Origin of the sequence: Desulfobacter sp., assembly GCA_028768545.1 — a bacterium.
GTDB lineage: Bacteria > Desulfobacterota > Desulfobacteria > Desulfobacterales > Desulfobacteraceae > Desulfobacter.
Map to the genome: position 1 here is coordinate 3423963 of CP054838.1, position 18919 is coordinate 3442881.

The 18919-nt window shown below is 46.2% G+C and carries 22 protein-coding genes and 1 riboswitch; of the genes, 10 read left to right on the forward strand and 12 right to left on the reverse strand.

The annotated features are described in order from the left end of the window. Position 1: 1 nt before the first annotated feature. Positions 2 to 1144: an MFS transporter gene (locus tag HUN05_16555; GenBank protein ID WDP86532.1), complete on the forward strand. Its 1143-nt coding sequence runs from the start codon at positions 2 to 4 to the stop codon at positions 1142 to 1144. 107 nt (positions 1145 to 1251) lie between these two features. Here the strand turns inward: HUN05_16555 and HUN05_16560 are convergent, their stop codons facing one another. From HUN05_16560 to HUN05_16600, 9 genes are all read right to left on the reverse strand, one after another. Beyond that, a complete protein-coding gene (locus HUN05_16560; protein WDP86533.1) occupies positions 1252 to 3120 on the reverse strand; it encodes a PAS domain S-box protein in 1869 nt (622 codons plus the stop codon). A gap of 411 nt (positions 3121 to 3531) precedes the next feature. After that, positions 3532 to 4182 carry a ComF family protein gene (locus HUN05_16565; GenBank protein ID WDP88106.1) on the reverse strand — a complete coding sequence of 217 codons (651 nt, stop codon included), beginning with the start codon at positions 4180 to 4182 and terminating at the stop codon, positions 3532 to 3534. 124 nt (positions 4183 to 4306) lie between these two features. Continuing rightward, positions 4307 to 5146, reverse strand: coding sequence for a 23S rRNA (guanosine(2251)-2'-O)-methyltransferase RlmB (rlmB, locus tag HUN05_16570; GenBank protein ID WDP86534.1), 840 nt, complete (start codon positions 5144 to 5146; stop codon positions 4307 to 4309). Continuing rightward, complete coding sequence (gmk, locus tag HUN05_16575; protein ID WDP86535.1) at positions 5146 to 5712, reverse strand: guanylate kinase; 567 nt, start codon at positions 5710 to 5712, stop codon at positions 5146 to 5148. The genes rlmB and gmk overlap by 1 nt, the downstream gene beginning before the upstream one ends. A 3-nt stretch (positions 5713 to 5715) precedes the next feature. Further along, positions 5716 to 5991: a DUF370 domain-containing protein gene (locus HUN05_16580; GenBank protein WDP86536.1), complete on the reverse strand. Its 276-nt coding sequence runs from the start codon at positions 5989 to 5991 to the stop codon at positions 5716 to 5718. A 39-nt stretch (positions 5992 to 6030) separates the two neighbouring features. Then, positions 6031 to 6915: a YicC family protein gene (locus HUN05_16585; GenBank protein WDP86537.1), complete on the reverse strand. Its 885-nt coding sequence runs from the start codon at positions 6913 to 6915 to the stop codon at positions 6031 to 6033. Further along, entirely contained in the window at positions 6912 to 7454 is a 543-nt protein-coding gene (locus HUN05_16590; GenBank protein ID WDP86538.1) for a DUF4416 family protein, read from the reverse strand. The genes HUN05_16585 and HUN05_16590 overlap by 4 nt, the downstream gene beginning before the upstream one ends. Continuing rightward, positions 7451 to 7624, reverse strand: coding sequence for a Trm112 family protein (locus HUN05_16595; GenBank protein WDP86539.1), 174 nt, complete (start codon positions 7622 to 7624; stop codon positions 7451 to 7453). Before HUN05_16595 ends, HUN05_16590 begins: the two co-directional genes overlap by 4 nt. A 13-nt stretch (positions 7625 to 7637) precedes the next feature. Continuing rightward, positions 7638 to 9398, reverse strand: coding sequence for an ABC transporter ATP-binding protein (locus HUN05_16600; protein ID WDP86540.1), 1761 nt, complete (start codon positions 9396 to 9398; stop codon positions 7638 to 7640). Between the two features lie 59 nt (positions 9399 to 9457). Between HUN05_16600 and HUN05_16605 the strand changes: the two genes are divergently transcribed. The 4 genes from HUN05_16605 to HUN05_16620 all read left to right on the forward strand — a co-directional run bounded on the left by HUN05_16605 (position 9458) and on the right by HUN05_16620 (position 13330). Continuing rightward, entirely contained in the window at positions 9458 to 10744 is a 1287-nt protein-coding gene (locus HUN05_16605) for a 3-deoxy-D-manno-octulosonic acid transferase (protein ID WDP86541.1), read from the forward strand. Between the two features lie 117 nt (positions 10745 to 10861). Next, positions 10862 to 11052, forward strand: a riboswitch (cobalamin riboswitch). 116 nt (positions 11053 to 11168) lie between these two features. Then, the gene (locus tag HUN05_16610; protein ID WDP86542.1) at positions 11169 to 11456 is read left to right on the forward strand and encodes a hypothetical protein; all 288 of its coding nucleotides are present in this window, start codon (positions 11169 to 11171) and stop codon (positions 11454 to 11456) included. 89 nt (positions 11457 to 11545) lie between these two features. After that, positions 11546 to 12430 carry a sirohydrochlorin cobaltochelatase gene (locus HUN05_16615; GenBank protein WDP88107.1) on the forward strand — a complete coding sequence of 295 codons (885 nt, stop codon included), beginning with the start codon at positions 11546 to 11548 and terminating at the stop codon, positions 12428 to 12430. 147 nt (positions 12431 to 12577) lie between these two features. Next, on the forward strand, positions 12578 to 13330 hold the full coding sequence (locus tag HUN05_16620; protein ID WDP86543.1) for a hypothetical protein: 753 nt from the start codon (positions 12578 to 12580) through the stop codon (positions 13328 to 13330). A 66-nt stretch (positions 13331 to 13396) separates the two neighbouring features. Here HUN05_16620 and HUN05_16625 read toward each other — a convergent pair whose 3' ends face one another. Continuing rightward, a complete protein-coding gene (locus tag HUN05_16625) occupies positions 13397 to 13762 on the reverse strand; it encodes an STAS/SEC14 domain-containing protein (GenBank protein WDP86544.1) in 366 nt (121 codons plus the stop codon). A 267-nt stretch (positions 13763 to 14029) separates the two neighbouring features. On the opposite strand from HUN05_16625, the gene HUN05_16630 reads away from it, so the two are divergent. The 4 genes from HUN05_16630 to HUN05_16645 all read left to right on the forward strand — a co-directional run bounded on the left by HUN05_16630 (position 14030) and on the right by HUN05_16645 (position 17224). Next, positions 14030 to 14179, forward strand: coding sequence for a type II toxin-antitoxin system HicA family toxin (locus tag HUN05_16630; GenBank protein ID WDP88108.1), 150 nt, complete (start codon positions 14030 to 14032; stop codon positions 14177 to 14179). Between the two features lie 97 nt (positions 14180 to 14276). Next, positions 14277 to 15446 (forward strand): IS4 family transposase, encoded by a 1170-nt coding sequence (locus HUN05_16635; protein WDP88109.1) that lies wholly within the window; start codon positions 14277 to 14279, stop codon positions 15444 to 15446. A gap of 85 nt (positions 15447 to 15531) precedes the next feature. Then, on the forward strand, positions 15532 to 16149 hold the full coding sequence (locus HUN05_16640; GenBank protein ID WDP86545.1) for a type II toxin-antitoxin system HicB family antitoxin: 618 nt from the start codon (positions 15532 to 15534) through the stop codon (positions 16147 to 16149). 745 nt (positions 16150 to 16894) lie between these two features. Further along, positions 16895 to 17224 (forward strand): hypothetical protein, encoded by a 330-nt coding sequence (locus HUN05_16645; GenBank protein WDP86546.1) that lies wholly within the window; start codon positions 16895 to 16897, stop codon positions 17222 to 17224. 3 nt (positions 17225 to 17227) lie between these two features. Here the strand turns inward: HUN05_16645 and HUN05_16650 are convergent, their stop codons facing one another. Continuing rightward, complete coding sequence (locus HUN05_16650) at positions 17228 to 17938, reverse strand: IS6 family transposase (GenBank protein ID WDP86547.1); 711 nt, start codon at positions 17936 to 17938, stop codon at positions 17228 to 17230. A gap of 37 nt (positions 17939 to 17975) precedes the next feature. Here HUN05_16650 and HUN05_16655 point away from each other — a divergent pair, with 37 nt between their 5' ends. Next, entirely contained in the window at positions 17976 to 18356 is a 381-nt protein-coding gene (locus tag HUN05_16655; protein WDP86548.1) for a response regulator, read from the forward strand. Here HUN05_16655 and HUN05_16660 read toward each other — a convergent pair. After that, positions 18325 to 18915, reverse strand: a complete 591-nt coding sequence (locus tag HUN05_16660) for an HDIG domain-containing protein (GenBank protein ID WDP86549.1) — start codon at positions 18913 to 18915, stop codon at positions 18325 to 18327. The genes HUN05_16655 and HUN05_16660 overlap by 32 nt on opposite strands. Positions 18916 to 18919 lie beyond the last annotated feature (4 nt).

An 18919-nucleotide genomic window follows, 5' to 3' on the forward strand; every position in this document is an offset into this window, starting at 1 on the left:
AATGAACCGCCCCAATTTCAGGCAGCCCATGTATGCCTACCTCATCCTGCTCACGGTATGTTCAACCAGCGGCCTGCAATGCTGGCGCACCCTGTTTGATAATTTTGCAGTGCACAAAGTGGGCCTGGACGGCCATCACATGGGCATTCTTCAGTCGGTCAGGGAAATCCCCGGATTTTTAGCCCTTTTGGTCACCTATGTGCTTTTAATCATTAAAGAGCACTGCTTGGCAGCCCTGTCCATCGTGATTCTCGGGGCAGGCATTTTTTTTACAGGCCTGCTGCCAAGCTTTACAGGATTGATCCTCACCACCCTGGCCATGAGTTTTGGGTTTCACTATTATGAAACCTGCTGCCAGTCCCTGACACTTCAGTATTTTGACCACAATTCATCGCCCATGGCCTTTGCCGGCCAGCAGCGCTGGGCTGCCCTGGCCAATATCGGAGTGGGCATCGCTATCTTTGCCATTGCCCCCAAACTCAGCTATACCGCCATGTTCATCGTTTTCGGGGCCCTGATCATGGGATGCGGGATCTGGGCCATGACCAAAAAACCGGAAACACCGGGCATGCCCGCTCAAAAAAAATCAATGGTGATCAAAAAAGAATACTGGCTCTATTATTGTTTGACCTTCATGGCCGGGGCCAGACGCCAGATATTCATTGCCTTTGCCGTATTCTTGCTGGTCCAGAAATTTGGATTCACCGTCCAGGAAGTCACCCTGCTCTTTTTATTCAACAACGGGATCAACTTTTTCATCAACCCGCTGATCGGAAAAGCCATCATCCGATTTGGAGAGCGAAAAGTGCTGTCATTGGAATACCTTGCCCTGATTCTTATATTCACAGCCTATGCCGCAGCCGATGCCAAGTGGATCGTGGCTCTGCTCTATGTGCTGGACCATATCTTTTTTGGATTTTCCATGGGCATCAAGACCTATTTTCATAAAATCTGCGACCCCCGGGACATTGCCCCGAGCGCGGCTGTGGGCTTTACCATCAACCATATTGCAGCCGTGGCCCTGCCCATAATCGGCGGGATCCTGTGGATGGTGGATTATCGGATCCCCTTTTTGGCAGGGGCAGGACTGAGCCTTGTCTCCCTGGCCCTGGTTCAGCTGATCAAAATACCGGCACAAAATTAACCTCAAAAGATCTTTTATTGGCCCCGGCAAAACCATCCCCCGGGCTGCGCCCTAAATTTGGCACCGCCATAAAATTTGGCATTGTAGATATCGACCTTGCCTTGGAATCAATCGGCTTTGTTTTCTTTTACCATATCCGGCAAATGACGATTTAGCATCCTGCCCAGGGCGGAAATTAAAAAAGGCTTTTCAATGCCTGCGGTAAACCCGAATTTTTCAGGATCGGCCAATACTGGACTTTCAGAGTATCCCGAGGCCACAAACACGGGTATGTTCATATCTTTTTCACGAATTTTTTTTACGGTTTCCTTGCCGCCCATGGCCCCGGGAATGGTCAAATCCAAAATCACGGCACAAAAGGGCAAGCCTTGGTTGGCAGCCTTTGAGAATGCGTCTATTGCCTGGGTGCCGTCCTGGACGGGGACCACAGAAAAGCCCATACTTTCAAGCATTCTGGCCAGCATGTCCCTGACCAGAGGTTCATCATCCATGACCAGAATCCGCCCTTTACCCTCATAGGAAAATTCTTTATTTTCAGAATTAGCCCCCTTTGTGGTTCCAGTGGCCGGCAAAACCACATAAAAACAGGTCCCCTGGCCCAAAACAGACTCCAGAAAAATTTTCCCCATATAACGGTTGACAATGGAATAGGCAGTAGCAAGGCCAAGGCCGCTGCCTGTGGGCTTTGTGGAAAAAAAAGGATCAAATATCCGCTTCATATCCTCAAGCCGGATACCTGCCCCCGTGTCTGAAATGGATATTTCCACGTATTTGCCAGGTTTAACCCCGACATCGACCTCATCTGCCTTGACCTCCCTGTTTTTGGCTGCAATGGTGATGCTGCCCTGTTCAGGCATGGCGTGAACCGCATTGATCACAATATTGTCAATCACCTGGCCGATTTGATTCGGGTCAAACTCGCAGGCCCAAAGCCCCTTTTGAAATTTAAACTCGCAGGAAACTTCAGAACCGCTCAAGTTAAACCGTGCGGTTTCCTTTAAAAAGAGTTCAAGGGTGTTCACCTCTTTGATGGGGGTCCCGCCTTTTGAAAAGGTGAGCAGTTGATGGGTCAAGGCCCGGGCCCTGTCCGAAGATTTCAGGGCCTTGGACAGAAACCCTGACGTTTTTTGGTCTTTGGCATATTTTCTGGCCAGATCAATATACCCGAAAATACCGCTCAAATAATTGTTGAAATCATGGGCAATCCCCCCGGCCAATGTCCCCAGAGATTCCATTTTCTGGGCATGTTCATACTGAGCTTCGAGCCTCTTTTGTTCACTGACATCTGTAATATTCACCATCATACCATAGGGAATTTTATTATCGTCCTTGATCACAGCGGCACTCAGGATAATATCCAGAATCTTTTTTTCTTTTGTCTGTCTCCGGGTTTCAAAGGTCAGGGATCTGCCTTTTTCGATAATGTCCTTTATTTTTTCCAATGTTTTTTGGACCTGGTCTTCAGGTACAAATGGAATTTTCTTCCCCTTTAACTCATCAAACGTCCATCCGAACACCTGGGTAAAGGCTGGGTTCAGGTAAAGGGGATGGCCTTTAAGGTCGTATACAATCATGGGGTCAGGATTGGCCTTTAAAATGGCCCGAAGCTGATTTTCACTTTCCTTTAAGGCCTGCTCTGATTTTTTTTTCAAGGTCACATCCCTGACAACCCCTTCGGAACCAAGCAATTGCCCCTTTTCATCCCTGTAATAATGGGCATTGGCAGATGCCCACCATATGGACTTATCTTTTTTCTTAAGGCGGATTTCAAAATTTCTCACGGATCCGTCCGCCTCAAGCCTTTTCCAAAATCTTTCTTGCTCCTCAATATTAAAATAAAAATCCCGGGTCAGATCCTTTGACAAGGCTTCTCCCACCGTATATCCGGTCAGTTCAAAAATTGATGAAGAAACAAAAACAAAACGGCCATCCATGTCTGTACGAAACAAAAAATCCGGGCTGGAATCAATCACCATCCGATATTTTAATTCACTTTGATTTAATTGATGCGTTAACGTTACAAATTTTCTCATCTCCTTTTGGAGACGAAAAAAAATACAACCCGGTCGGAAAACAGAATCCACATCCCTGAAAACAACAGATAAATTAAGGCAATTTTAACTGCAAATTTTACATCAACGGCAAAAAAAGGATTCCCCATAGGCGTGGTTCCCCAAATGCATTTTAATTTTTTTGGCATATCCGGCCCAAAAGAAAAAGACCGCTTAAAAAAGAATAAAGACCGTCTTGATTAAATAAAAGTATACGCGGTCTCCTGTTTTAGAGTCAAGGGCAAAGCTGTGGGGCCTTTTTTGGAAAAGAGGCGAACCTTTCAAAAAAAAAGCCGTTCCTGCCCCCCTCGGCCCTTCTCTGAAGATTTGACCCTGTCAGGCCCGGGCCAGGACCAGGGCAAAGACCCGGGCAGCCCCGGCAGAGATCAGGCATTTTGCAGCAGCGCTGCAGGTGGCGCCCGAGGTAAAGACATCATCGCACAAGAGGATGGATTTTCCTTTGAATTTGCGCTTTTCCCGGCAGTCAAATGCCCGGGTTAAATTTTTTTGTCTTTGCCTGATATCCAGGCCGGTCTGGCTCGGGGTCTGTTTCACCCGTACAAGGGAATGGATATCAAGCTGCCAGGGTGGAAGATTTTTGTAGGTTTCCAAATAGAGCAGGATAAAATGCCGGACCAGAAGATAAGACTGGTTAAACCCGCGTTTTCTCACCTTTTTCTTATAAAGGGGAATCGGGATGATATAATCGATGTGGGTTTGGCTAAAATGGGTTTCAAAGGCGGCCCTGACCCGGTCCAGGGGAAGTTTGGTTTTTAAACAGGATTCGCAAAAATGATTGCTGCCCTCCTTTCCTGAAAAAACATGGCCGCAGCAGGTACAAAAGGGCGGGGTGAAAAAAGGAAGTGGGGGGTCCAGACATTGGGGGCAATAGCAGGCGGACAAGGGAATGAGCCTGCCCCGGGTCATATATCGTTTGCATTTGACACATTTGTCAGGAAATACAAAGGCTGCCAAACGTCCGGCCAGAGCGTAAACAGCCCTCTGGTGTTTGATCAACCCATGATGTCTTAAAAAACCGACCATGGCCCCGCCCTTTGCCGGAATATGAATCGGTCCGGCCCTGTTTATCAGGTCTGACTAAACCCGGGTGTCAACCGGGCGCCATCCGCTGCCGCCCGGCCTCATACATGGCAATGCCTCCTGCCACCGAGGCATTCAAAGAGTTGATCTGACCTGAAATCGGAATGGACAAGATAAAATCACACTCTTTTCTCACCCCGGGCCGGAGCCCCCTGTGTTCCCCGCCCACAACCAGGGCCAGGTTCCCTGTGAGATCTGCCTCAAACAGTCCCTTGTCCCCACAGGCATCCAATCCCGAGATCCAGGCCCCTTTTTCCTTAAGCTCTCTCATCAGGGAGGCCAGATTGGTGGCCAGATAAATATTGGCATGCTCCATGGCGCCTGCCGAGCTTTTGGACACCCCACAAGAGGGCAGTGCCGACCTGTCCTTGGGGATAATGATATACTCCACCCCGGCACAAAGGGCCGTGCGGATCAATGCCCCTAAATTATGAGGATCTTCAATACTCTCTAAAATCAGGATAAAAAACGGGGTCTCCTGTTTTCCCAGTTCTGCCCAGATTTCTTTGATCCCTTTGACCGGAAAGGCCGTGACCCTGGCGCAGATCCCCTGGTGATTGCCCCCTTCGGACAAAAGGTCAAGGGATTGAGCATTCATCTGTTGAACCTCAATACCTGCCTTTTGGGCCAGGGCAGTCACTTTTTCCGCCCGGGGGTCAGACCGTCTATTGCCGATCAATATGCTGTCAAAGGTTCTTTTCCGGGCTTTTAATGCTTCATACACAGAATGAAACCCGTAAAGAACTTCTGTTTTTCCTTTTCCCGGACGCTCGCCCAGCACCTGCTTTATTGATTTTTCAGGACGCCGACCCTGGGCTTTTGTCTTTTTTTTATGGTAAGGCCCGGCCATCAGTTCTGGAGCTCCTTTTCAAAAATCTGTGCAAGGGTTTCAACGGCAAGATCCAGCTTGTCATTGACCACCAGATGATCATAAAAACCGCGCTGTTCCATCTCGTGCCTGGCATTGTCCAGGCGCATCTGGATCACCTGATCGCTGTCTGTCTGCCGGGCCCTAAGTCGCCGGGCCAGTTCTTCCATGGAAGGAGGCATGATAAAAATGGACACAGGCTCAAGGCCGGAATCCATAATCTGGCGCGCCCCCTGAACATCTATGTCCAAAAGAATGTGGCGGCCTGCCCCAAGCTGGTCTTCCACAAAGGGCCTGGACGTGCCGTAAAAATTATTGTGAACCCTGGCCCATTCGAGCATCATCCCTTTTTCGATCATGGTCTCAAACTGTTTTTCATCCAAAAAAAAATAATCTTTCCCATCCACCTCACCTTTGCGGGGGGCGCGTGTGGTATGGGAAATGGAATAGGACAATTGATCAAACCGATCCAGAATTGCCCTGACCAGGGTGGTTTTTCCGGCCCCTGACGGGGCTGAAACCATGAAGAGTGATCCTTTAAATCCCATGGTCTATCCTTTGGATTCTTCCTGGCCTGAATCCTGAACCAGGGCCTCAAATCTTGAAGAAACGGTTTCCGCCTGGATGGCAGAGAGGATCACATGGTTTGAATCCGTCACAATAATGGCACGGGTTTTTCTGCCGTGGGTGACATCAATGAGGCGTCTGTCATCCTTGGCCTCGTCCTTGACCCGTTTCATGGGAGAAGAATTCGGGGATAAAATTGCCACGACCCGGTCTGCCACAATGGTATTTCCAAAGCCGATGTTTAAAAGCACCTGTTCCATATCTATCCTTTTTATGAAATCTTTTGCCCGAAATCCGGGTTATTCAATATTCTGCACCTGTTCTCTAATCTTTTCCAGTTCGGATTTCAAATCCACCACCGTGTGAGACAAGTCAGCATTGCCTGCCTTTGATCCAATGGTGTTAAATTCCCGGTTAAACTCCTGGATGAGAAAGTTTAGTTTTCTGCCTTGGGACTCATTCTCATCCATAATCTCCCTGAACATTTTAATATGGCTGTGAATCCGGACAATCTCTTCTGACACATCACTCTTGTCCGCAAGAATCGCCACTTCCTGGGCCAGGCGGATGGGGTCGACAAGGCCTGAATCTTCTGCTGCCAGCTTTGACAATCTTTCTTCAAGTCTTTTTTTATAAACTTCCGGGATTGCCCCTGCCTGGGATTCAACCTCTTTCATCCGGTCCTGAATCCAGATCAGCCGGGCGTTGAGATCCAAGAAAAGATTTTCCCCCTCGTTTCTCCGCATCTGGTCCAGATCCTCTGCCGCAGTTTGAGCGGCCTGGCAAAGGACTTGTTTTAAACTCTTCTGGTCGACCTCTTTTTTAGCGGCCATGATGACCTGCCGGGCATTTAAAACGGTCTCAAAAGGAATATCTTCGGACAGGGACAGGGTCTGTTTAAGCTCGTTCAATGCCTTAAAATAGGATTTGGCCTTGACCGTGTCCACCTCGTACAGATCCTGATCTTCGGAGGCATCTGAAAGGTTTACCCGGATATCCATCCGTCCCCGGCTGTGATATTGACCCATGATTTTTTTAATATCCTCTTCCAGGGTCTGACAGGATTCAGGCAGGTGGATGGAAAAATCCATATACCTTGAATTATAAGACCGGATCGTTAAATCAATTGTGAGGTCTTCCAGGGTGGCCGAGGCCTTTGCAAAAGCGGTCATGCTTTTTATCATATGGCTTTCCTTTTATGGGCTTTCAGGTCCAGAATGTATTTTTGCCGAACCTGGCCTAGAAATTGAAAAATATCGGCAGAGGCATAATCCGGATAGGTCCAATCCAGGGTTTTAAACCCTTGTTTGGTGTACATCAGGGTCAAGTCTGCATAGATTTGATCTCCAATATAAATTCTGTGTGAATAATCCTTGCCCGTTGCCAGGATAAACCGGGACGAGAGCAGGTATCCAGGATCAATATTCACCTGGCGAAGATCGCCGTCAAGATGCTGTTTTTCAATTTCATTGGTTTTTATTTTAATGGATGCCAGCCTGTCCTGGGCAATGAGCGGCTTGAATGCAACCAGTTTTCGAAACAAAGGCGCACCCATTTCCCTATAGTAATAGTCGGTAAAATCAAAATCAAGCCATTTGGAAATTATATCGGCAGATCCCCCAACCGCTTCCAGACTCTCAAACACCCGGTCAAATAAAGATTTATCCTTCATGAACACCGATACCACAAGCTTTGCAGGATCAGCATCCTTGGGTGTGCTCACTGGCCCACCGGTTTGGCTTCTTCGACCAGCATGATGGGAATATCTTCCCTGATCTCATACACGAGGGCACAGGCATCACAGATCAGCCCGTCCTGATTTTTATTTAAATAGACGTCCCCTTTGCACTTGGGGCAGACCAGTATTTCAAGCAATTCCTTTGAAACGGCCATATTAAGACTCCTTTTATTTTCCGGTTTTTGCCGCCTGAATCGATTGTAATTTATAATAGGCCCCTTGTTGGGCCATAAGATCTTCGTGGGTGCCCTGTTCCTCAATTCTGCCTTTTTTGAGCAGGATAATTCTCGAGGCATAGTCAATGGTGGAAAGCCTGTGGGCAATGACAAAGGAGGTTCTGCCCTGCATCAGGTTTTCAAGGGCCTTTTGCACCACATTTTCCGCCTGGGAATCCAGCGCTGAGGTGGCCTCGTCAAGGATGAGTACCGGGGCGTTTTTGATCAGGGCCCTGGCAATGCAGATCCGCTGTTTTTCCCCGCCGGAAAGCCTGGATCCCAGTTCTCCGATCACCGTGTCATACCCATGGGGAAACCCTAAAATAAACTCATGGGCATAGGCGGATTTTGCAGCGGCCTCAATTTCATCGTCCGTGGCATCCATTTTTCCGTAGCGGATATTCTCTTTTACCGACTCGTTGAACAGAATCGGTTCCTGGGTCACAATGGAAATATGGCGCCGAAGGGATTCAATGGAAAGATCCCTGACATCCTGGCCCCCAATGGTCACCCGTCCCCGGGTCACATCGTAAAGCCTGGGGATAAGATTGACCAGGCTGGTCTTGCCTCCCCCGCTCATGCCCACAAGGGCCAGAACCTCTCCCGGAGCTACTTTTAAATTAATATGACTTAAGGCCTCGCCCTCGTCTTTGCCGTAGGAAAATCCCACATCCTCGAATGCCACCTCACAGGATCCCGTATCAAGTATGGCAGCACCGGGTTTCTCACGGATACTGGTCTCCTCCTCTAAAATGTCAAAGATTCTGGATGCCGCAGCCACCCCTTCCTGGATGGTATTGTTGAGCTGGGATAATTTTTTGACCGGGTCATAGAGCATCATCACGGCCGTGAGAAATGAAAAAAACACCCCCGGGGTCGAGGTGCCGTTGATCACCCGCATCCCCCCGAACCAGATGATAAAGGCGATCCCAAGTCCCCCTAAAAACTCCATCACAGGAGAGGAGAGAGCCCTGGCAGTCACTTTTTTCATCTCAAGGCGGAACAGCCGTCCTGTTTTTTTTCTGAACCTGGACTTTTCAAAATCCTGAAGGTTGAATATCTTAATGATCTTGGCCCCGGAAAAGGTCTCGTGGAGAAAAGAGGTCAGATCGGCCATGGTTTCCTGGGACCCGGTTGAAAACCGCCTGATCCTGCGGCCGAATATCAAAATGGGATAAAAGGCCAGGGGCAGCACAATAAAGGCGCCGCAGGCCAGTTGCCAGTCCCTGTAAAAAATCACCCCTAAAAAGGCAATCACGGAAAAAGAATCCCTGAAAAGATTGATTACGGCAGTGGAAACCATGCCTTTGACAATGTTCACGTCATTGGTGATCCTGGACATGAGGGCCCCGGTTTTTTCCTTGTGAATAAAGGAAATGGGCAAATCTGTGATCTTTTCATAGAGGCTGTCCCTGAAATACCGGATGATCTTTTCCCCGATATAATTCATGAGATACTCAGACCCGTAGGAGCCGGCCCCTTTGAGGAAAAATACCAAAATGGCAAGACCCGGGATCAATAAAAGCATTTCCTTGTTTCTGGCAATAAAAATATCATCCATCACCGGTTTTACCAGCAACGCCATTGCACCGTTGGCACCGGCCACCACCACCATGCACAGGGCAGCTAAAGCCAAGCGTTTCCAGTATAATAACACCTGGCGGATGATTTTTTGTTGTCTGGATTTGGAGAGCACGGCTTTTTTGGGTTCCATGTTTTTGGATTCGCTTTCTTAAATCTAAATGGGGAGACTATTGTCAATTCCCTTAAAACATGAGAGCATATGCTCCCATGACAAAGTGTGCTTTTATACCCAATTTTTTTAAATTTTACAATATCCTCTGGCAGGCGGGCTTGCCTTTTTTAAAGCGAAACCCGAGGATTTGCGCTTCCTTTTCCAAACGGACCCGTGCCTTTCACCTTCAAAGGGCTGATATTTGGATCCAGGCGGCATCGGCAGGAGAGGCATTTCTTGCCCTGTCCATCATTAAAAACCTGAAGCCGGATCACCCAACCACCCTTCTGGTGACCACCACCACAGACCAGGGATTTGATATCCTGAAACAGGGATTGGGCGACCTGCGCCTTCATCCCAATATCCAATTGCGTGTGGACTGGTTTCCCTTTGATATACCGGATACAGTCAAAGAGGCGGTCAAGCGGGTCAATCCAAAGGTGATGGTATTGCTTGAAACTGAATTATGGCCGGCCCTGCTCTATGAGCTGAAAATCAACCGGACAAAAATCCTGATTCTCAATGCCAGACTCTCAAAAAGCAGCCATAGAAACTACAAAGCCACAAAAGCGCTGTGGAATCGCCTGGCACCGGACACCATCCTGACCACCTCCTTTCGGGATGCCCAAAGGTATACCCATATTTTCCCTGACGCCCGGGTGGGCCGGATAGAAAATATTAAATTTGACATCATGGAGACGGGTCCCCAAAAAACAAAATCCCAGCCGTGTGACCTGATTCTGCCCAAAGACCTGCCCCTTTCCATCCTGGCCTCTGTGAGAAGGCAAGAAGAGCCTGAGATGGTAAAGCTGATCTCAGCCCTGAAAAAAGGATATCCAAACCAGGTGATTACTGTTTTTCCAAGGCATATGCACAGGATCAAAAAAATCCAGAAAAAACTCACCCGGGCAGGACTCAGCTTTTGCCTTCGATCCACACTTAACTCTCCTTTAACAGGGCCCGGCATCATCCTCTGGGACCAGTTCGGAGAGCTGCGTTCAGCCTATGGCCGCGCATCAGCCGTATTTGTGGGCGGCAGCCTGCACCCCCTTGGGGGGCAAAACTTTATAGAGCCTGCTGTTTTAGGTATCCCCACGGTGATCGGACCTTATTGGGAGGATTTTGCCTGGGTGGGCAAAGAGATCTTCAACCTGGATCTGGTGACCCAGTGCCATGACTGGACAAGCGTTGCCCAAACCATGATTGCCCTTTTGAACACCCCCAAAGATCCCCTGGTTGGCATCACCTGTGCCCAGGCCTATATTGACACCCGTAAAGGCGGATCAAAAACCGCCTGCAAGGCAATCCTTGATAAACTAGGATAACCCCCCGGACTCAGGCCCCTATCCCGAATATTTAATGACAATTTGAGGCGGCTGGATCTTAATGCTTTAAATATGCGGAATAGGATTATTTTTCCTTGATTTTTCGGTTTGCATTTTCTATGAATACCTTATTCAGGTGCTAGTTATGAGCATAAAAAGGGAATCCGGTTAAATTCCGGAGCGGACCCGCCGCTGTGATTGGGGACGAAAGCTGCAAAATGCCACTGTCGGTTGTACAATAGACGGGAAGGCGCAGCCATTAGGATGATCCATAAGTCAGAAGACCTGCCTGGATAACCCGCATGACATGTCCCACGTGGTAATGGGGCAAAAAAGAAGATCTTGGATAAAAAAAGGGATACCCCGGATCGATGTAAAAATCGGTTCGGGGTTTTGTTTTTTACGCCAGCCATAAGGAGGCCATATGCAACACCCCCATCCAAAATTATTCAACTTGTCAGACAAAAAATCAAAAGATCTCCCGGTCTATATGTTAAGGGACGGGCATCTTTACAGAACAGCCTTTCATCCCAGGGGCTGGTCTGAGCATCCCCAGTACTGCCTTGAGAGAGACGGCAAATTCTACAGAACCCAGTTTCATGAAAAAGGATTCTCCAGCGAGCCGGCCTATCGGTTTGGCAAAGACCAGATGATCTACCGGGTCGCCCCCGGGAACCAGACAGATCGTCCGATTTACCAGCTCAAGGATTAAGGCTGGCAATTGATTTTAATTCCTTGTGGTTTTGCGGATCCACAAGGCCATCAACCCAATGCATTTACAAAAAGGTGATCTTTATCATGATTAAAAAAATTTTACACTCTATGCTCTTTGTTCTCGTTCTTGGCCTGACCCTTATTTACGCAGGCAATGCCTTTGCCGGTCCCCATGATGCAAAAAAAGAAAAAAAGACAGGGATATTGCTGGTGGCATTTGGTTCAAGTGAAGACAGCGCCCAGGTTTCCTTTGAGAATATCGAAAAGAAAACCAAGGCTGCCTACCCGGATATCCCGGTATTTTGGGCATTTACCTCCCATATTATCCGCCACAAACTTCTCAAGGCCGGTAAGGTGCTGGATTCTCCTGAAGTGGCCCTGTCCAAAATGGCAGATCAAGGCTTTACCCATGTTGCGGTTCAGAGTCTTCATTCCATCGGCGGGGCTGAATACCACGGCCTGAGAAAAGTGGTATCAGGATTTAAAACCATGGGCGCCTTTGAAAAAATCATTTTAGGCTATCCCTTGCTGTCCACCCAGGACGATATGGAAAAAGCCGTTTCCGCCATTCTTAAGACCATTCCCAAAGACCGGAAAAAAGGAGAGGCGGTTGTTCTCATGGGGCACGGCACCCATCATCCGGCCAATGCCTTTTATGCGGCCCTCATGTTCCAGGTCCAGCTTTCAGATCCCAACGTCTTTATCGGAACCGTGGAAGGATACCCGGCCATTGATGATATCACAGCCTTGCTCAAGGCTAAAAAAATCAAGACGGCCTGGCTCATGCCTTTTATGTCAGTGGCAGGGGATCATGCCAAAAACGATATGGCCGGCAATGAAGACGATTCCTGGAAAACCATCCTCACCAAGGCGGGCATCAAGTGCAATACCATCCTCAAAGGCACGGCAGAATACGATGAGTTCACAGATATCTGGGTAGATCACATCAATGGCCCCCTCAGCCATTTCTAACCCCTGATTATAATTTTACGACCCGGGCAGCTGTTGTCTAACAGCTGCCCTTTTTTTAAAAAATTGACAATCCTGGCCATCCCCATTATAACCCTTGATCTGAAACAAAATATCCATGGTTTTTGCCGAAGAGATTAAGGAAACAAAATGCATTATTGGGTGAGCGTTGACGATACAGACATGCCGGATACCAAAGGCACAGGCTGGCTGCTTGAAAAAATTTGCACCAGGCTTGAAAAAAAAGGGTTGGGCACCTGCGCTTCCATATCCCGGCACCAGCTGTTCGTCCATGAGGATATTCCCTTTACCTCCCACAATTCATCCATGTGCGTTGAAATTGATCTGGCAGCAGACAAAGATCAGGATCAATTGATCGCCCATATGATATCCGCCCTTGAACGCGATTCCCAAAAGGGATCGGATCCAGGCCTCTGTGTGGCCCCAAAACTTGAGATGGAAGATCAAAAACGGCTCATGGCATTCGGGAACCAGGCCAAACAAAAAATCTGCACCAAAGAATCTGCCTATGATCTTGCCCGACAAATCGGTATCCATCTGTCTGAACACGGCGGGACAGGAGACGGGGTCATCGGCGCCCTTGCCGGAATCGGTCTTAGAATGACCGGAAATGACGGCAGGTACCGGGGGTGGTATCATCTGGGCAGGCCCGGAGATATCCTTGAAACAAAAGAGATCTGCAAACTTGCCCGTATTGACCGTCTGATCACGGAATCGGGCAGGCCCTTATCGTCTGCAGAACGGGTGGTGCTTGGGTCTGAAAAGACCAAAACCCTGAGAAAAGATCATGCACAGGTGATCATGGTCACCCTCAACGATACGGATTTTAACAGGGAGATCCCCTTTAGGACCATTACCAAAAAAGAGGCCAAAAAATATTAGGTCCTCAATTTATAAAATTTGCGGTCATTAGATTCCAAATTATGCCTCAAGGTGTCAGGACCGTCCTTATTCACCTTTTAAAAACGCCAGGGCAAGGTCTTTTTCCTCAAGTGCAAACCTTTTCATCTCAACATTCTTAAACAGTTTCCCCTCCAGGTCCACCAACTTTGGAATCCATTTTTTACGGGGCACCACAGCCACCCGGCCAAAATGGGAGACTCCCAGCTCCAAAAAGAATTTCAACTTTTCCACCATGGCTTCAAGCTCAACACCCCCAAGGCTGGTCACTTCCTGGTAGAGATTGATCTTCTCTCCTCTGTCTATGATCTGCCTGAACAGATCCAGCACCTCTTTCATCTCTTGGGTTGAAATTTTACCCGCCAGCCGGTAGGCCACGACCCCGTCTATCTTTAAATCCAAAAATTCCAGCATGGGTGTTCACCTCTACAATAAAATGGATTAAATTGCCCCCTGTCTTAAAAAAAGCCAGGCGCGTATATCGCGATTTTATATTGGATAGTGCAACAAGGTCAAGCCGGGCCATCGGTATGTTTAACTGTCGGCTTCGAAATAAAAAACAGGGCTGTCTCTGTATTACCTTTGAACATCATGATTGATGGAAGGATGGTTCTCTTGAAAAAATATTTTCACCAACCAATTCTAATGGGCAGTTGCTTTTGGTGTGTATGGTGTGTATAAATAAATATGAACAGCCAGCAGATTATAAAAGAGCTTAAAAAAGAAGGATTTGTGTTGGTTAAAGTATCTGGAGATCATCATAAATTCAAAGATGAAAATGGCAAAATAGTAATTGTGCCCAGTAGTGTCCGGTTAGGTTGTTGCATATAAAAAGCATCTAAAATCATTGAAAAAACAGTCTGTTTTGTGTTGACAAATGTGCGTAAAAATTTTTGTGCGCCTTGAAAATTTAACTCAAGGAGCTCAAATGACGCACATCTCAGTCCCTAAAAAACAACTACGGTCCCTGAACTTTGACAATTTCAGGTGCCCTCTGATAAAGTCACTTTCAAAAGCACCGGAATTACAATCTCGAGGAGACCGCCCTTTAAAAATGACATTCGAAGACCAGATAAATGCTTTGGTTTATTTCCATCTTCAGGAGCACAAGTCTGCCCGACATTTAATTCAGGATCTCAAGGAGAATGTTTTTGCTAAAGAAAATATTGCGCCAGACGGTGGTATCAGCCGTAGTAGTTTCTGTGAAGCCATCAATCACAGGGGACTCGAACAACTGCAATTTATCTTTGAGGATCTTTATAAACAGGCTCTTGAGTGTCATCCGGGTGAACACGCCGAGTTAGGAGAGTTGGTTTCCATTGACGGTAGTCTCATAAATGCAGTCCTTTCAATGCACTGGGCGAACTACAGAAAAGGAAGTAAAAAAGCCAAAGTACATTGCGGATTTGACATTAATCACGGAATCCCAAACAAAATCTTTTTGACTGAAGGCAACGGCGCTGAACGCACTTTTGTTCCCAAAATACTTTCCAAGGGGCAAACAGGTGTTATGGATCGTGGATATCAATCCCATAAAGAATTTGACCTGCTTCAGGAGCAAGGCAAACATTTTGTCTGCCGTATAAAAACCAGGACAACAAGAACAATTATTGATAACCACGAGACCCCTTCCGACAGCTACATTTTTTATGATGCACTGGTTAAACTTGGTACTCCGAATCAAAACCAGACGAAAAGGCCTGTTCGGGTTGTTGGCTATAAAATTGCTGGCGTCAAATACTATGTGGCAACTGACAGGCATGATTTAACAGCGGAACAAATAGCAACAATTTATAAACTCCGGTGGACCATTGAGGATTTTTTCAAATGGTGGAAAGAACATCTGAAGGTATATCATCTCATTGCCCGCAGTGAATACGGCCTTATGGTTCAGATTCTTGGCGGCCTTATCACTTACCTGTTACTGGCAATCCATTGCCAAAAACAGTTTAATGAAAAGGTCACGATCAAAAGAGTTCGGCAGCTGCGAACCGCCATTCTAAATGACCTGTTTGGCTGCGAGGAGCAGGGCTCTCATAGTTCAAACAGGGACAATATTGTCAAAGATCAAAAAATTATTGAGCAAGCAAAAACCTAACCGGACATCACTGAATTGTGCCCCAAAAAAGATCTGCCTATTGGGAATATTTATAAAATGGCAGGATTGAAATGGAGAAAGTAAAATGAAATATCCGGTAATTATTCATAAGGACGATGACACCGGTTACGGGGTGACCATTCCTGATATACCGGGATGTTTTGCCTATGGCGATACCCAGGAAGAAGCCATCCTCAATATACAAGAAGCGGTAGAGTTATATTATCACGGAGAAGAGATATCTGAACCCCCGGCGCCGTCTCAAATGGAAAACCTTTTAAATTCTGATCTGTATACCAGAGACAGCTTTTTGTATCTTGCAGATATTGATTTTGCCTTCATCGCTCCCAAAACTCAGCGGGTCAATATCACAGTGCCTGAGTATAAACTTGTCAGGATTGACAGGGCAGCAAAAGCCAGGGGGATTTCCAGGTCTGCTTTTTTTGTGGATTCTGCTGAAAAACACATCCGTAATTTAGGTATTTCGAAAACTGTTAAGGGAGTGCAAAAAAAAAGTGTGCCCCCCATCAGATTCAACAGGATTCAGACCGTTCCGGACAGCACCTCGCAGATTAAAATTGAGCCAAAAAACAGGAATTTTGATAATGTGGCTAAATACTTTTTGAATTGCACTTATAGGGATAGTCTGGGGGAGTCATCCATCCGAAAAATGGATACTGGCCGACAGGTAGTCCTCATATAGAACAGCTTGGTTTAACCTGCCAAATTTTATTTTTCAACACCTCTGACGGAATCATAAACAACCGCCCAGAGCAATCGCTTGAACTTCGTTCTCATACAACCTAATACACATTGCAATGAATTGAATAATATGTTTAGGTGAATGGCCGATATTTACAGGCCAGATGCTGCTGAGTGTCGTTGTGTATCACCTTTCAACAAACTTTTATTAGAGCCAAAAAAATGCGTATAGAAACAACCGTCCTCAACCACACAATTGTAATGCCGTCAAAGTTAGCCACTGAAGACTTTAGTATTTTCCATGGATTTTCAAGATCAATGTTTGATGATTATAGTAGTATTTTCCATGCACTTTCTCTTTCCGCATGATTTTATGGAAATTTATGCCAATTGCGAGGCATATATTGGGATTAAATCCGCATTCGCTTCTCTGAGTATTAATATGATTAGAAAAGACATACTTATCAAAGAAATGTTGGAGTTCATTCCTGCGTTCAATGTCATTTGGAGTTCAAAAGACACCTATAAAAAAAGCAATGCTATTGCCTCTAAATGTAAAGTTCGCCCCATTCACATTTCTACCCAAAAAGCTGATAACTGCACTTTTATAGAGGATCTCAACGACGAGACGTTGCTAAACAACCTCTTAATTAATCTGGTCAAGCGTTCGCTTGAGAACAATTCAAATAAAGAATTATCTAAATTTATTATGCCGTATCTTGGCCAATCGCCTGTGAAACGAGACTGTGGAACGAGACTGTGGAAATTTTGAATTTCCAGTTTACACCCACAATTGTACGACGCCATTACTGCACACGCTTCGTTCATATGGCTACAATATTGAGAAAACCAAACCAATGCCCATAGGCGAAGGAAATAAATTACATGTTGCGGAAATAAAAAAACTTACAGATAAAATAGATGAAATAAATGCATCCGCAGAACTTCCCGATTGGATGACCAAAAATGATGCTGTACTTTTTTGCCCATCAATATATGCACCCTTATTTAAGGTAAAACATAAATGGTTCTGTTGCAAAAAATATTTCCAGGACAAAGAGATCGTTCAGGCGTAAAATTTACGCAGCATAAGAAAACAGATTTTCGACGAATTCTTTCTGCTTTAAAATTTCTCCCTTCCTGATATTTTTAACTTGTCCTTTTCTGATCATGTTCATAATTTCATAGCCTTTTAGCGTCCGCCAGGCAGAATGAAATGTCTTGAACCCCATACCAGCTCTGACAAGCTTTTTGATAAACCGGTGGTCTTGCTCAATAATATTGTTCAGATATTTATTCTGTCTTAGGATACAGTCCTTATTCAGAAGCTTTTTTTCTTTCAAAGCCTTTACTGCCGGAGGATATGCAGGATTTCCGTCAACACTCAGAACCCGAGGTCTGGAGCTATTGGAAGCTCGCAGCATCTTTTTAAAAAATCGTTTGGCAGATTCCATATTACGTCTGCTGCGAAGAAGAAAATCGATGGTATTTCCACGGGAATCGACCGCTCGGTAAAGATACTTCATTTTCCCCCGCACCTTGATATATGTTTCATCAATACGGTAAGAATCATTTGATTGCCGCAGATACTTCCTGCTTCGCTTTTCCATTTCAGGAGCATAGCGCTGAACCCATCGGTAAATGGTACTGTGATCCACAGACAAGCCCCGTTCTTGCATCATCTCTTCCAGATTCCTGTAACTCAGTTGATATCTCAGATACCAGCGAACATTCAACAGGATGATTTCTTTTTCATAATGACGCCACTTGAAAGGGTTTTCATTTTTCATACTATCTCTCTGCAAATAAATTAGTGCCAAAACGGACTTGTATCAGACATTAATAATTTTTTGCAACAGAACCGTTGTAGACGATGATTCGGGGATCAGAAATTTTACGGTAAATGCCTTAACCTATTGCGTGAACCGTAAGGTTTTATCTTTTCCGGACGGTGCAGCTGCCTGGGATTACATAGCAGAGGGCGGAGAGGTGGATATTGTTATTTCCGATGTGGATATGCCGGAGATGAACGGGTTTGAACTGCTTGAAAAAATTAAGGCCAAATGGGCTGATAAAATTTTCATTCTCATGTCAGGACAGGAAACTCATGCCCAAAAATCCGAAACACTCGGGGCCGATGCCTTTTTGGATAAGCCTTTTTCCATCAACGATCTGTTTAAAATTGTTCAGTTTTACGTGGTGGATTAGCTGATTTTTTGACCACAGGCATAACCTTCCCGGAAAGTTCTGCCGGAGAAAAGTTAATTTTTTTGAATAATTTGGTTTCCAACGCCAGGGTGTTTTCCCACATCTCTTGGATTTTAGGACCGAATTCGGGTTTTTTACCATATTTAATCTTGATATATGCCAACCGCTTGTCAAGGGATACCACCTGGTCATGAAGCACCCGTTTATCTGCGTAGTTTACGATTTCCTCGGGTAAAATGGGGGCTGTTGTGGGGGTTGGATCAAGCATGACATGCTGGCGTATGATCTCGCCGATTTCCGGGTATCCCATTTGGATCATCAGGGCAGCACCGGTGTCAGAATGAATCTCCCCGGTATCAAAGCTGCGGGTTTTGGTGATGTCATGGAGCAGGGCCGATGATTTGACCAGATCTATATTGATAACACAATTTGTACCCCGGATAGAGTGGCAAAGACAGACCGCCACATTGGAGACCATAACGGAATGGTCGACAATATGTTCCATCATTTCCATCTTTCGTATAATCTTAAAGCATTGTTTTTCAGTGGGCAGGTTCATTGAC